Raw genomic sequence first — 13,651 nt, forward strand, 5'->3', positions numbered from 1 at the left:
TCTTTAAGGTTGTGCGTGACGATGATTGGCCGAGTAGCTGCCGGTGACGTAGTGCTCAAGCTGGCGCTCGATGTCGGTCAGCAGGCTGGAAGCGCCGATGCGGAACAGGTGCGGCTGCAGCCATTCGTTGCCCAGTTCTTCCTTCATCAGGGTCAGGTATTGCAGCGCGCTCTTGGCCGAGCTGACGCCGCCGGCCGGCTTGAAGCCCACCTGGAAGCCCGTCTGCTCGTGGTATTCGCGGATCGTGCGCACCATCGTCAGGGCCACGGGAATGGTGGCGTTCACGCCCTCCTTGCCGGTGGAAGTCTTGATGAAATCGGCGCCTGCCATCATGCAGACCCACGAAGCCTTGGCCACGTTTTCCATGGTCAGCAAGTCGCCCGTGGCGAGAATCGCCTTCACGTGCGCTTCGCCGCAAGCCTTGCGGTAAGCGAGCATTTCGTCGTACAGCACTTGCCAGTTGCCGTTCAGGACGTGCTGGCGCGTGATGACGATATCGATTTCCGAAGCACCGGCGGCGACCGACAGTTCGATCTCGCGCAGCTTCGTTTCCATGCTCGTCAGGCCGGCCGGGAAACCCGTCGACACGGCAGCGATGGGCAAACGGCCCTGGATGACCTTCACGGCCGGCTGGATCATCTCGTGGTACACGCACACGGCGCCGGTGCTCAGTTCCGTCAAACCCAGTGCGTCCATCAGGTCGGCGCGCAGCGGGCGCATGGCCTTCATGCACAGGCGTTCCACGCGGCCCGGCGTATCGTCGCCGCCCAGGGTGGTCAGGTCGATCATCTGGATGGCTTTCACCAGCCAGGCGGCCTGGTATTCCTTTTTCACGGTGCGGCGGTTCGCCAGGCTGGCCGCGCGGCGGTCTGTCGCGGCGCGGTTGACGCGGATCTGGTTGATCCAGCCCAGGTCGAGGCCGACGGCCTCGTTACGCTTGAATTCGGGGTGCATGAGTGTCATAACAAGCTGGTTCCATTAGCAAGTGGTGGTACGCCAAGGTGCTTGGCGAGGGTTTGGCCAATATCGGAGAAGGTCTCGGAAATACCCAGTGCGCGCGGGGCGACGCCGGGGCCGAAGAAGATCATCGGTATATGTTCGCGGGTGTGGTCGGAGCCGTGCCAGGTCGGGTCGCAGCCATGGTCGGCGGTGATCACGACCAGGTCGCCTTCCTTGAGCTTGGCCATGAATTCCGGCAGGCGCGCATCCATTTCGCGCAGCGCGTCGGCATAGCCCTCGACGTTGCGGCGGTGGCCGAAAGCCTGGTCGAAATCGACGAAGTTCACAAAGGTGAGCGACTTGTCCTGCACTTCATCGGCCGTTTTCAACAGCGCTTCGAACAGCGCCATGTTGTCGACGCCCTTGACGACTCTGGAGATGCCCTGGGTAGCGAAAATGTCGCTGATCTTGCCCAGGCCGACGACTTCGCCGCCCGCATTCTTGACGTGGTCGAGCAGGGTCGGCGCGGGTGGCGCGACGGCGTAGTCGTGGCGGTTGGACGTGCGCGTGTAGTTGCCATTGCTGCCGGTGAACGGGCGGGCAATGACGCGGCCGATGTTGTACGGCTCGACCAGCTTGAAGGCCATTTCGCATACCTGGTACAGGCGCTCGAGACCGAACGATTCTTCATGCGCGGCGATCTGCATCACCGAGTCGCCCGAGGTATAGATAATCAGCTTGCCGGTGGCGACGTGTTCATCGCCATGCTTGTTGATGATGTCCGTGCCCGAGGCATGGCAGTCACCGAGGAAGCCCGGCACGCCGGACATGGCCTTGAGCTTGTCGGTCAGGTCGGCGGGGAACGATGGCGTGGTACGGGGGAAATATCCCCAGTCGAATTCGACGGGCACGCCGGCGATTTCCCAGTGGCCGCTCTGCGTATCCTTGCCGGTGGAGCGCTCGCGCGCCGCACCGTAGGCGCCGGTAAAACCGTCGCGCTGGTCGAAGCCCGTGGCCCATTCGCCGCTGGCCAGTTGCGCCGCGGCGCCCAGGCCCAGGCGTTCCATGTTCGGGAGTTTCAAGGTCTTGCCGCTTTTGGCGACAGTGCTGGCAATGTGGCCAAAGGTATTGGCACCTGCGTCGCCATACTTGGCGGCGTCTGGCGTCGCGCCAAGGCCGAAGGAATCAAGCAGGAGGATAAATGCGCGTGACATGATAAGGCTCGCTTTATGGATTGATGCGGGATGATGCGGACAGTGTAGGCCGGTTTTTCCCGGCCTGCCGCGCGGCAGCGCCGGTGGCCGGCGTGCCGCTACTGCATAAAAAAGTGCTTAGGCTTGCGGTTTTTCAGCGACTTTGGCCAGGAAAGCCAGGATCAGCTTGACCAGGTCTTTCGCGCCGATGGCCGCGTATTTCAGGGTTTGCTCGTGCGACAGGGCGAATGGCGACATGCCTTCGGCCAGGTTGGTGATGACGGACACGCCCACCACTTTCAGGTCGCAATGGCGGGCCGAGACCACTTCCGGCACCACCGACATGCCGACCGTGTCGGCGCCCAGGCGGGCCATCATGCGGATTTCGGCGGCCGTCTCGAAGTTCGGGCCAGGGTAGGCGACGAACACGCCTTCGTGCAGGGTGATGCCGTTCGAGGCAGCCGTGTCCGCGACGAGCTTGCGCAAGTCCGCATCGTAGGCGTTGGCCATGCTGAAGAAACGCGGACCGAAGCGGTCGTCGTTCGGGCCGACCATCGGCGTGCCTGGCAACAGGTTGATGTGGTCGCTGATGGCCACCAGGCTGCCGGCGTCCACTTCAGGGCGCAGGGAACCGGCGGCGTTGGTGACGAACAGCATTTCGCAGCCCAGCAGTTTCAAGGTGCGGATGGCGCTCGTCATCACGCCCATGCCATAACCTTCGTAGAAGTGGCCACGGCCTTTCATGCAGACGACGGCGACGCCCGACAGGGTGCCGATCACCAGTTCGCCGGCGTGGCCGTGCACGGTGCTGATCGGGAAGCCTGGCAATTCGTCAAAGCTGATGCTGACGGCGTCCGTCATCTGCTCGGCCAACACGCCCAGGCCGGAGCCGAGGATCATCGCCACGCGCGGCTTGAAATTTTCAGGAGCGCGGGCACGGATGATTTCGGCGGCGTGGAAAGGGGTGTTGTTCGACATGGTTATCCTCTGATTGACTAATGATGATGGGTTGCTGCCTGCACGGCCGTGCCCGGTGAAGAAGTACGGCCCAGGTTACGGGTATGTATATGGGTGCTGCTGGTATATCCAGATGCGTATTGCCATTGAGGCTATTCCAGTAGATGAATACATCCCCTGCTGGCGCACCTCAGAAGCGGGGACTGCGTTGATCGTCGTCGCGTGGCTCGCCACGCTTCCTCCTCACGCCTTATCCGCGCTCCTGATGCACTGCCAGCAGAAGACGCTCCCTACTGGGATAGCCTCCATTTGCCGCCACTATGCATCAAACGGAATATGTATGGCAAATACCATTTTTCTTGCCCATTTATACAATTCAAATATAAATGGCCGATATTATAGTCGAGACAAGCCCAGGTTCGCCATGCCCGGGAAATGCTTGCATACAAGCTCCATACGACCACTTTTGGCGCACGTCCGATACGAACGTCACACACGCTTGACACCGACAAGACAAATGTTTACAGTTTCAGACAAATGTTTAAACCTCAGCGAAAACCTTGTGACCGATACCAATAAAAAAGACCAGCTGTATACGCTGATCCGCAACAACCCCTTCATCTCGCAGCAAGACCTGGCGAGCGAACTGGGCTTGTCGCGCTCGGCCGTCGCCGGCCACATCGCCGGCCTCATCCGTGAGCGGCGCCTGCTGGGACGCGCCTACGTGCTGCCCGACAGCCGCCCCGTGCTGTGCATAGGCGCCGCCAACCTCGACCGCAAGATGCGCACCCTGGCGACCTTGCAGATGGGCACCTCGAATCCCGTGCGTTCGGAAGAAGTATTTGGCGGCGTGGGCCGCAACATCGCGGAAAACCTGGCCCGATTGTCGATCCCCGTGGCCCTGCTGACGGCGCTGGGCGACGATGCGGCCGGCCACGCCCTGCAGACGCACGCGGAAGACGCCGGCATCGACATGCGCGGCAGCTTACATCTGAGCAATACCAGCAGCGGCACCTACACGGCCGTGCTCGACGAACATGGCGAAATGCTGCTGGCGATGGCCAACATGCAACTCTATGAACAGCTGACACCGGCCTTTTTGCATAGCCGCCAGCCGCAGCGCGCCGCCGCCGCCCTCACCGTCTGCGACCTGAACCTCGGTCACGACAGCGTGCAGGCACTGCTGGCCGACGCGCGCCAGGATGCGGCCCACGCGACGCCGCTCGTCATCGTCGCCGTCTCGCAGCCGAAGATGGCGCACCTGCCGCAAGACCTGACGGGCTTGTACCTGCTGATCCTGAACCGGGGCGAACTGGAAACGCGCGTGGCGCGGACCTTGCCCACGGCAGCGGACCTGCGCGCCGCCTGCCGCGAAGTACAGCGCCAGGGCGCGCGCCAGGTGATCGTCACCTGCGGCGGCGAAGGCGTGTACTTCACGGATGGCGACAGCCCGGACGCGCCTATCGTCCACCTGGCCGCGCGCGAAGTGGACGCCGTCGACGTGACGGGCGCCGGCGACGCGTTTTCCGCCGCCGTCTGCTGGTCGCTCTACCACGACAGCAGCGATTTGAAACTGGCTTGCCGGCGCGGCCTGAAGCTGGCCGCCATGACCCTGGAATCGGCTGCCACCGTCTCCCCCCAGATTTCCGCCGGCGCGCTCGACAGCATTGACGACGCCGACCTGGCGCCGCCTCCCCCTACCCTCTTTCAACAGGATTAAACATGACCCAATTACAGAATTTCCTCTTGTTCTCGCAAGAAGTGCTCGACGCGCGCGCCGCCGGCAAGGCCATCGTGGCGCTGGAATCGACCATTATTTCGCACGGCATGCCGTATCCGCAAAACGTGGAAATGGCGCGCGAAGTGGAGCAGATCATCCGCGACGGCGGCGCCGTGCCGGCCACCATCGCCATCATCGACGGCAAGATCTGCGTGGGCCTGTCGCCCGAACAGCTGGAATTGCTGGGCACCTCGCCCGACGCCATGAAGGTCAGCCGCCGCGACCTGCCGTTCGTCCTGTCGCAGCGCAAACTGGGCGCCACCACCGTGGCCGCCACCATGATCTGCGCGGAACTGGCCGGTATTTCCGTGTTCGTCACGGGCGGCATCGGCGGCGTGCACCGCGGCGCGGAAACGAGCTTCGACATTTCCGCCGACCTGCAGGAACTGGCGCAAACCTCGGTGGCCGTCGTCTGCGCGGGCGTGAAATCCATCCTCGACATCGGCCTGACCCTGGAATACCTGGAAACCCACGGCGTGCCCGTCATCAGCGTGGGCCAGGAAGGTTTCCCGGCATTCTTCACGCGCGAAAGCGGCTTCAAGGCCGATTTCCGCCTCGACACGGCCGCCGAACAAGCCGCCTTCATCGGCACCAAGTGGCAGCTGGGCTTGACGGGCGGCGTGGTCGTCAGCAACCCCGTGCCAGCCGCGCAAGCCATGCCCAAGGAAGAAATCGATGCCATCACCACGCAAGCGCTGCAGGAAGCGGACGCGGGCGGCGTGAAGGGCAAGCAAGTCACGCCATTCCTGTTATCGCGCATCAAGCAACTGACGGATGGCCGCAGCCTGGCGACGAATATCGCGCTGGTCAAGCACAATGCCCAGGTCGGCACCGCGCTGGCCATTGCCATGCAGGCGGTCGTGGCACGATAATAGGACTGCTGTAAAGAAAGCGCGCGCGCCTTCACGGGTTCGTGCGCCGTTCCATCGCCTAGCAACACGCAACGCCAAGGAAAGCATGTCCATCGATCTGAAACAGTTAAAGTATTTTCTTGCCGTTGCCGAGGAGAAAAGCTTCAGCCGCGCCGCCGAGCGCCTGCATATCTCGCAGCCGCCCCTGAGCCAGCAGATCATGAAACTGGAAAGCGAACTGGGCGTGCGCCTGTTTGCCCGTACCACGCGCACGTTCGAGCTGACCGTGGCGGGCAAGGCGCTGATGAACGAGGCCGCCGACCTGCTGGCCAAGATGCGCATGACCATCGACACCATCCGCCAGATCGACCGCGGCGAAGTGGGCCGCTTACGCGTGGGCATCGTCGGCTCGGCCATGTGGGGGCCCATCCCCAGCCTGCTGGAAGAATTCCAGACCAAATTCCCCCGCGTCACCTGGACCATCCATGAATTCGGTCCCACGGTGCAATACGAAGCCTTGCGCGCCAAGCAGATCGACGTGGGCTTCTGGCGCGAACCCAAGCTCAACGACGACGACTTGCGTCACGATAATCTGCGCCAGGAACTGTGCTTCCGCGAAAATGTCTGCGTGGCCGTCAATGAACACCATCCGCTGGCGAAAAACACGGCCATCGAGCTGATCGACATCGCCCACGAGCCGATGCTCACCCTGAACCTCGATAAATCCGCGTTTCCCCGCTACCTGGTGCAATGCTGCATCAATGCCGGTTTCGAACCCGTGATCTTCCAGGAAGCGAGCGAGCCGCAAACCCTGCTGGCCATGGTCGGCGCAGGCCTGGGCGTGACCCTGGTGCCGGAAACGACAAGCCGCATCGGCTGGCCCGGCGTCGTGTTTCTGCCGATCAAGACGAATCCCCCATCGGCCAACCTGTACATCAGCTACACCACGCTGGACGACGCTCCCGTCGTGCGGGCCTTCCTGAATATCCTCAATCCCCCGGCCGTCTAAGCTGCGGCACCACCTATTTATATGCACTGCGTATAAATACATAAACAAAAACGTATTTGTCATACATATCTGGCATGATGCATAGTGATTCGGACGCCCATCGCGGCGCCGGTCCCGTGCTTGCCCTGCCCGTCAACTGACGGCGCATCCCAGCCCGCTCCGGCAGCCCCATTCGATGTTGTACCTATAGACGGGGCGCGACTGTTGCATGAGCATCACACTGACGACATAAAAGCACACGAGGCCAGCAATGATCTTGTGCAATACAGTGCAATGTTGATAAGGAATTATCACCTCGTGCATCAAAAACAGGCTAAATCGGCCCCAAATTATATGTTTCACCTATAAAAAATATACAATATCGATCTTCCAGGAGCCAATTCATGAAACTTACACAATTTAGTTTGACGATCGCAGCCGTATTTCTGACTGCTCAAGCGTCCGCGGCTACCCCAAAACTGGGTGTCGTGTATGACGCGGGCGGCAAGTTCGACAAGTCGTTCAACCAATCCGCTTTCGAAGGCGCATCGCGCTTCAAAAAAGACACGGGCATTTCCTTCATCGAAGTGCAGGCATCGAGCGATACGCAGGCTGAACAAGTCATGCGTGGCCTGGCCCGCAAGAAACTCGACATGATCGCCGCCATCGGCTTTGCGCAAACGCAAGCCGTGCAAAAGGTCGCCAAGGAATTCCCGAACGTAAAATTCGTGCTGATCGACGGCCAGGCCGCCGGCAGCAACGTCAATTCCGTCGTCTTCAAGGAAGAAGAAGGTTCCTACCTGGTGGGCGTGGCAGCGGCCATGGCCAGCAAGAGCAAGAAAGTCGGTTTCATCGGCGGCATCGATATTCCACTGATCCGCAACTTCGCCTGCGGCTACGCGCAAGGCGCGAAGGCCGTCAATCCGAAGATGGAAATCACGCAAAACATGGTCGGCACCACGTCCGGCGCCTGGAATGACCCGGCCAAGGGTGGCGAACTGGCCCGCTCGCAATTCGAGCGCGGCGTCGATGTCGTCTTCGCCGTTGCTGGCGGCAGCGGCATGGGTACCCTGCAAATGGCCAAGGAAAAAGGCAAGCTGGCCATCGGCGTCGATTCGAACCAGAATCATCTGTATCCAGGCAGCATCCTGACCTCGATGGTCAAGCGCGTCGACAACACGGTCTACGACAGCTTCATGCAAGTCAAGGATGGCACCTGGAAGGGCGGCGTCAGCTATAAAGGCTTGAAAGAAGGCGGCGTGGATTGGGCGCTCGACGCGAACAACCGCAAGCTGATCACGCCGGAAATCGAAAAGCGCGTGTTGGGTGCGCGTAAGGACATTATCGATGGCAAGATCAAAGTGATCGATTACCGCGTCGGCAGCAGCTGCCCGGTTTAATTTTTCTCCGTATCTTTTAGCGCGCCGCCGGGGCCAGTCTCCGCGCGGCGCGTTTCCATGAAACTATCCAGTTATGAACCTATGCAGCCAGCAGTAGAATTTCGCAGCATTTCCAAGCAGTTTGGACATGTGAAGGCGAACGCCGACGTCAGCTTCTCCATCGCCAAGGGCAGTATCCATGGCCTGGTGGGGGAAAATGGCGCAGGCAAATCGACCTTGATGAGCATCCTGTACGGGTATTACCGTGCCGACGGCGGAGAAATCCTGCTCGACGGAAAAGTACAGCCTATCCGCAACAGCCAGGAAGCGATCAACCTCGGCATTGGCATGGTGCACCAGCATTTCATGCTCGTCGAGAACTTCACCGTCCTCGACAATATCATGCTGGGCACGGAAGGCGGCTTTCGCCTGGCCAGCCACCGCACGGAAGCGGAAGCCAAGCTGCGCGAGATTTGCGCGCGCTACCGCCTCGACGTCGACCCGCTGGCAAAGATCGAAGACCTGTCAGTCGGCGCGCAGCAGCGCGTGGAAATCCTCAAGCAGATTTACCGCAGCGCCAATATCCTGATCCTCGACGAGCCGACGGCCGTGCTGACGGCCCAGGAAACGGCCTCGCTGTTTGAAATCCTGCGCCTGTTCAAGGAACAGGGCAAGACCATCATCCTGATCACGCACAAGCTGCAAGAGATCCTGGAAATCACCGACAACGTCACCGTCATGCGCGGCGGCACGGTGGTGGGCGCCGTTGCCACGGCAACTACCTCGAAAGAGGAACTGGCCAACATGATGGTCGGCCGCCCCATCCAGAGCCACTTGCCGCGTGCCCCATACAATCCGGGCGCCACGGTGCTGGAAGTGGACGGCCTGCAACTGGCCGACGAGCAACAGGTCAAGCTGCTGGCCGACATTGGTTTCAACTTGCGCGCCGGCGAAATCGTCGCCATCGCGGGGGTCTCGGGCAATGGCCAGAGCGAGCTGCTGGAAATTCTGTCGGGCATGCGTTTGCCTACCTCGGGCAAGCTGCGTTTTCTCGACAAGGACTTGCCGTTTGCCAAGCGCCACGATGCCGACGGCTTGCCGCTGGCCTTCCGCGAGCTGGGCATCGCCCACATTCCGGAAGACCGCTTGCGCGATGGCGTGGTGAAAAATTTCTCCGTCATGCAGAACACCATCCTCGGCTACCAGGATCACCTGAAAAACCGCTGGGGCCTGTTCAACTTCAAGGCCATCGGCGCCCGCTGCGCGGAACTGCTGAAGACTTTCGACGTGCGCCCGGCCAATCCGGACCTGCGCATCGGCCTGCTGTCGGGCGGTAACCAGCAAAAGGTGGTGATCGCGCGCGAAGTGCTGGCCAAGCCGAAACTGATGCTCGTGGGCCAGCCCACGCGCGGCGTCGACATCGGCACCATCGAAAGCATCCATACGCAATTGCTGGCCCTGCGCGACGCGGGCGTGGCGATCCTGCTGGTGTCCGTTGAACTGGAGGAGGTGCGGGCGCTGGCCGACCGCATTCTCGTCATGTGCGGCGGACGCATCACCGGCGAACTGAAAATTGAAGAATTCGATACCACCCGCATCGGTCTGTTGATGGGGGGAATGCATAAATCATGAATAACGACTTGCCACGCTGGGCGACAGCCTTTGTCATGCCCATGTTAAACCTGCTGTCGGCCTTGCTGGTCGCAGCCCTGGTGATTTATATGCTGGGCGAAGATCCCGCCGAATCGCTGGGTATCCTCGTCAACAGCGCCGTCCTCAATCCGGAAGGCTTGAGCTACACCCTGTTCTACGCCAGCACCTTCATCTTCACGGGCCTGTCGGTGTCCGTGGCGATGCAGGCCGGGCTGTTCAATATCGGTTCCGAAGGCCAGATGTATATCGGCGGCCTGGGCTTGACGGTGGCCATGCTGGCCTTCGACCAGACCCTGCCCGCATGGCTCCTGATTCCAGCCGCCATGATCGGCGCGGCCCTGTTTGGCGCGCTGTGGGGCTTCCTGCCCGGCTACCTGCAAGCGAAGCGCGGCAGCCACATCGTCGTCACCACCATCATGTTCAACTTCATCGCCGCCAGCCTGATGAACTTCGTGATCGTGAAATACCTGATCCCGCCTGGCGAGCAGAACACGGCCAGCCGCGTGTTTGCGGAAAGCGGCGAAATGCCGCGCCTCTCCACCTGGTTCCCGTCGCTGGGCGACACGCCGCTGAACATCAGTTTTATTTTGGCGATCGCCGCGCTGGTGATCTATGGCGTGATGGTGTGGCGCTCGTCGTGGGGCTTCAAGCTGCGCGCCACGGGCTTGAACAAGCATGCGGCCCACTATGCGGGCGTGTCGATCAGCAAGATGATCATCATCGTCATGCTGATCTCCGGCGCGCTGGCGGGCCTCGGTTCCGTCAATTCGATCATGGGTTCGACGCATTATCTGTCGCTCAACTTCGTCGGCGGCGCCGGTTTCATCGGCATCGCCATCGCCCTGATGGGCCGCCAGCATCCGGTCGGCATCTTTTTGTCGGCCGTGCTGTTCGGTGCGCTGATCCAGGGTGGCTTCGACCTGTCGCTGGAAAAACCGAATATCCCGACGGAAACTTTCATTTTCATCCAGGGCTTGATCATCCTGTTCTGCGGCGCCATGGAAAACTTCTACGCACCGGCCATTTCCGCCCTGCTCAAGCGCACCAAAGGCTAACACCATGACACTCGACGACTTTCAATTCGCCAGCATCCTGGTATCGACCGTGCGCAATGCGCCCGTCCTGATCTTTGCCGCCATGGCCGGCCTGTTTGCCGAACGCAGCGGCATGATCGACATCGGCCTGGAAGGCAAGATCCTGGCCAGCGCCTTCGCTTCCGCCGCCGTGGCCTACACGACGCAAAACCCGTATTACGGCATGGCTGCCGGCATGCTCGTCTGCGTCGCCCTGGCCCTGCTGCAAGCGTATGTCAGCATCACGCAAAAGGGCAACCAGCTGGTGGCCGGCATGGCGATCAATATCGCCATGAGCGGACTGACGTTCGTGCTGGCGCAGTTCTTCTTCCAGCAAGGCGGCCGCACGCCCGACCTCGGTTCGGCGCGGCTGTTCGACGTGGTCTTGCCGGGCACACAGTACGTGGAGCACATTCCCTTCATCGGCTGGGTATATGCCCACCTGATCGGCGGCCATTCCATCCTCGTCTATGTGGCGTTCCTGCTGATCCCGCTCGTGCACTGGCTGCTGTACCACACGCGCTTCGGCCTGCGCCTGCGCGCCTGCGGCGAAAACCCGCATGCGGCCGACTCGGCCGGCGTGAGCGTGGAAGCGACGCGCTACCTTGCCATGCTGGTGGCCGGCATCCTGTGCTCGTTCTCGGGCGCCTACCTGGCCATCGTGCAAAGCGGCTTCTTCCTGCGCGACATGTCGGCCGGCGCCGGCTACCTGGCCCTGACGGCCATGGTGTTCGGCAACTGGCGCCCCGTCTACACCTTCCTCGGCTGCCTGATGTTCGGCTTCTTTGCCGCCATCCAGATCCAGATTGAAGGCGTGGACTTGCCGGTCGTGGGCCGCATCCCCGGCTCGCTGATCCAGATGGTGCCATACGTCGTCACCGTGATCGTGCTGGCGGGCTTGATGGCGAAATCCATCGCGCCAAAAGCCATTGGTATCCCGTTCGTCAAATCGCGTTAGATTTCAACGAGCGCATGACAAAAGCGAAGCCCGCGGGCTTCGCTTTTTTTACGCCTGCGAAATCTCATCCAGCGAGAAAAACACAGGCAGACCCAGGCTGCGCGCCACCGCCACCATCTGGTCCGCCCCAGCCGATGCGCCACCGAGACGCAGCACGGCATCGCAATGGCTCAATAAACGCGTCGCATGCGCGTGGAACAACTCCTCATACACGGCGTCGCCCACCCGGGTGGAACCGGCCAGCGCCAGCATGGGCAAGGCCAGCCATTCACCGAGCACGGGCATGTGTCCCATGGCATACAGGGGCAGGCAAACGGCTTGCATGGCGTCCACATTGCGCTGCATCAAGAGCGGATCGTCGCCCGTTCCCGAACGGTAGGGGCCGGCAACCAGTATCTGCATGCCCTGATTCACCGGCATCAGTTGCAATTGAGCATGCTGCAGCAGCATGATGGTCTTGCCATCGCAGATGCGCCCATCGGCCACCATCTGCAGCGCCTGCGCCAGGGGCAGTTCCAGCACTTCGATATCCTCGCCCTCGTGCGCCAGGCCGCCGCCGTCGCCGATGCAACTGGCGGGGTCGTATTCGCCGACAAAAAAATGCAGGCGTTCCGTCACGGAACCGGGACTCATGAAGGCCTGGAATATCTTGTGCACCTGCCCCACCCGGTAACCGGTTTCCTCTTCCACCTCGGCGCGGATGCGCTGTTCGGCGCTGGCCTCTTCCAGCAAGCCGGCCGCTGATTCGATCAGGAAACCGTCGTGACCTTCGCGGTAGGTGGGAAAACGGAACTGGCGGATCAAAATCACCGTGCGCTTTACCTTGTTGTAAAGCAGGATGGTGGCGCCATCGCCGCGGTCATAGGTTTCCCGCGTCTGCGTCTGCCATTCGCCATCGTGGCGCAGATAGTCGAACGTGGTCTTTTGCAATAGATACCAGTCGTGCGACAGGGTCTGCACCTGCTGTATGCGTACCCTCTCCTGCCCCAAATTGTCTTCGCGCATATCGTCTCCTTGTGCTTGTATTTTCCGACTTTATCATGCAAACTCGTGCAATATCAAGAATTAACAAGAAAAACCATGCTGACACATCAACGCAAACAATATCTGCTGGATTTGCTCCAGCGCGAAGGGCAGATCGTCGCCAAGGCCGTCAGCGATAGCCTGGGCTTGTCGGAAGACACGATACGGCGCGACCTGCGCGAGCTGGCAAAAGAAGGACTATTGGAGCGTGTGCATGGCGGCGCCCTGCCCTTGCTGCCGCGCTCGCCCGCGCTGGCGCCGTTTGCGGGACGCGAACAGATCTCCCCCGAAGCCAAGCCCGCCATCGGCCGCGCGGCGGGCGCCATGATACAAACGGGACAAGTGGTATTCCTCGATGGCGGCACGACCGCCGTGCAGCTGGCGCGCCAGCTGCCGCGCGACTTGCGCGCCACCATCGTCACGCACAGCCCGTCGATTGCCGTCGAACTGGTGAATCACCCATCGATCGAAGTGCTGATGCTGGGCGGGCGCCTGTACAAGCACTCGATCGTCGGCGTCGGCGCGGCGACCGTGGAAGCCATCGGCCGCATCCGCGCCGACCTGTATTTCATGGGCGTGTCCAGCCTGCATCCGCAAGCGGGCATCACCACCGGCGATTATGAGGAAGCATGCGTGAAGCGCGCACTGAGCGCGGCGTCAAGCCGCACTGTCGTGCTGGCTTCGCCGGAAAAGTTCAATACGGCCTCGCCGTTCCAGGTAGTCCCCTTGAGCCAGGTCAACGACATCATCGTGCACCGCGACGTGGATGATGCGCTGGTCGCGCCCTACCGCGAGATGGGAATCGCCGTCATCCTGGCATGAAAAAAGCGGCCCGCAGGCCGCTTTAGAATGCCATC

The 13,651-nt window shown here is 61.3% G+C and carries 11 protein-coding genes and 1 pseudogene; 8 read left to right on the forward strand and 4 right to left on the reverse strand.

Annotated features, from left to right (window positions below; genetic code table 11):
• Positions 1-3: 3 nt before the first annotated feature.
• The 3 genes from deoC to xapA all read right to left on the reverse strand — a co-directional run bounded on the left by deoC (position 4) and on the right by xapA (position 3,110).
• The gene (deoC, locus tag O3297_RS22585; protein ID WP_046685481.1) at positions 4-963 is read right to left on the reverse strand and encodes a deoxyribose-phosphate aldolase; all 960 of its coding nucleotides are present in this window, start codon (positions 961-963) and stop codon (positions 4-6) included.
• A complete protein-coding gene (locus tag O3297_RS22590) occupies positions 960-2,153 on the reverse strand; it encodes a phosphopentomutase (protein ID WP_034785578.1) in 1,194 nt (397 codons plus the stop codon). The genes deoC and O3297_RS22590 overlap by 4 nt, the downstream gene beginning before the upstream one ends.
• Before the next feature lie 117 nt (positions 2,154-2,270).
• Positions 2,271-3,110: a xanthosine phosphorylase gene (gene xapA / locus O3297_RS22595; RefSeq protein WP_034785579.1), complete on the reverse strand. Its 840-nt coding sequence runs from the start codon at positions 3,108-3,110 to the stop codon at positions 2,271-2,273.
• Between the two features lie 541 nt (positions 3,111-3,651).
• Between xapA and O3297_RS22600 the strand changes: the two genes are divergently transcribed.
• The 7 genes from O3297_RS22600 (at position 3,652) to O3297_RS22630 (ending at position 11,771) form a co-directional block, all read left to right on the forward strand.
• On the forward strand, positions 3,652-4,809 hold the full coding sequence (locus O3297_RS22600) for a carbohydrate kinase (RefSeq protein ID WP_070260158.1): 1,158 nt from the start codon (positions 3,652-3,654) through the stop codon (positions 4,807-4,809).
• A 2-nt stretch (positions 4,810-4,811) separates the two neighbouring features.
• A complete protein-coding gene (locus O3297_RS22605; protein WP_034785582.1) occupies positions 4,812-5,741 on the forward strand; it encodes a pseudouridine-5'-phosphate glycosidase in 930 nt (309 codons plus the stop codon).
• Between the two features lie 85 nt (positions 5,742-5,826).
• Positions 5,827-6,729, forward strand: coding sequence for a LysR family transcriptional regulator (locus tag O3297_RS22610; protein ID WP_034785584.1), 903 nt, complete (start codon positions 5,827-5,829; stop codon positions 6,727-6,729).
• A gap of 383 nt (positions 6,730-7,112) precedes the next feature.
• Positions 7,113-8,108 carry a BMP family protein gene (locus O3297_RS22615; RefSeq protein WP_034785587.1) on the forward strand — a complete coding sequence of 332 codons (996 nt, stop codon included), beginning with the start codon at positions 7,113-7,115 and terminating at the stop codon, positions 8,106-8,108.
• Positions 8,109-8,189: 81 nt separating this feature from the next.
• On the forward strand, positions 8,190-9,719 hold the full coding sequence (locus tag O3297_RS22620; protein ID WP_070260161.1) for an ABC transporter ATP-binding protein: 1,530 nt from the start codon (positions 8,190-8,192) through the stop codon (positions 9,717-9,719).
• Positions 9,716-10,795 carry an ABC transporter permease gene (locus O3297_RS22625; RefSeq protein ID WP_034785591.1) on the forward strand — a complete coding sequence of 360 codons (1,080 nt, stop codon included), beginning with the start codon at positions 9,716-9,718 and terminating at the stop codon, positions 10,793-10,795. Before O3297_RS22620 ends, O3297_RS22625 begins: the two co-directional genes overlap by 4 nt.
• 4 nt (positions 10,796-10,799) lie before the next feature.
• Positions 10,800-11,771: an ABC transporter permease gene (locus O3297_RS22630; RefSeq protein ID WP_034754516.1), complete on the forward strand. Its 972-nt coding sequence runs from the start codon at positions 10,800-10,802 to the stop codon at positions 11,769-11,771.
• Positions 11,772-12,191: 420 nt separating this feature from the next.
• Here O3297_RS22630 and O3297_RS22635 read toward each other — a convergent pair.
• A pseudogene (locus O3297_RS22635) lies at positions 12,192-12,776 on the reverse strand (NUDIX domain-containing protein); the annotation flags it as partial.
• Between the two features lie 75 nt (positions 12,777-12,851).
• On the opposite strand from O3297_RS22635, the gene O3297_RS22640 reads away from it, so the two are divergent.
• On the forward strand, positions 12,852-13,616 hold the full coding sequence (locus tag O3297_RS22640; protein ID WP_305050221.1) for a DeoR/GlpR family DNA-binding transcription regulator: 765 nt from the start codon (positions 12,852-12,854) through the stop codon (positions 13,614-13,616).
• Positions 13,617-13,651: the final 35 nt, after the last annotated feature.

It is taken from the genome of Janthinobacterium sp. SUN128 (genome assembly GCF_030587275.1).
In the GTDB taxonomy this organism is placed as follows: Bacteria; Pseudomonadota; Gammaproteobacteria; order Burkholderiales; family Burkholderiaceae_D; genus Janthinobacterium; species Janthinobacterium lividum.

Excerpts from the sequence above, each read along its gene's own strand:
- O3297_RS22590 (WP_034785578.1), bottom strand. The coding sequence starts at position 2,153 with ATGTCACGCGCATTTATCCTCCTGCTTGATTCCTTCGGCCTTGGCGCG.
- O3297_RS22605 (WP_034785582.1), top strand. The coding sequence starts at position 4,812 with ATGACCCAATTACAGAATTTCCTCTTGTTCTCGCAAGAAGTGCTCGAC.
- O3297_RS22625 (WP_034785591.1), top strand. The coding sequence starts at position 9,716 with ATGAATAACGACTTGCCACGCTGGGCGACAGCCTTTGTCATGCCCATG.
- O3297_RS22610 (WP_034785584.1), top strand. The coding sequence starts at position 5,827 with ATGTCCATCGATCTGAAACAGTTAAAGTATTTTCTTGCCGTTGCCGAG.
- O3297_RS22615 (WP_034785587.1), top strand. The coding sequence starts at position 7,113 with ATGAAACTTACACAATTTAGTTTGACGATCGCAGCCGTATTTCTGACT.
- O3297_RS22630 (WP_034754516.1), top strand. The coding sequence starts at position 10,800 with ATGACACTCGACGACTTTCAATTCGCCAGCATCCTGGTATCGACCGTG.
- deoC (WP_046685481.1), bottom strand. The coding sequence starts at position 963 with ATGACACTCATGCACCCCGAATTCAAGCGTAACGAGGCCGTCGGCCTC.
- O3297_RS22640 (WP_305050221.1), top strand. The coding sequence starts at position 12,852 with ATGCTGACACATCAACGCAAACAATATCTGCTGGATTTGCTCCAGCGC.
- xapA (WP_034785579.1), bottom strand. The coding sequence starts at position 3,110 with ATGTCGAACAACACCCCTTTCCACGCCGCCGAAATCATCCGTGCCCGC.
- O3297_RS22620 (WP_070260161.1), top strand. The coding sequence starts at position 8,190 with ATGCAGCCAGCAGTAGAATTTCGCAGCATTTCCAAGCAGTTTGGACAT.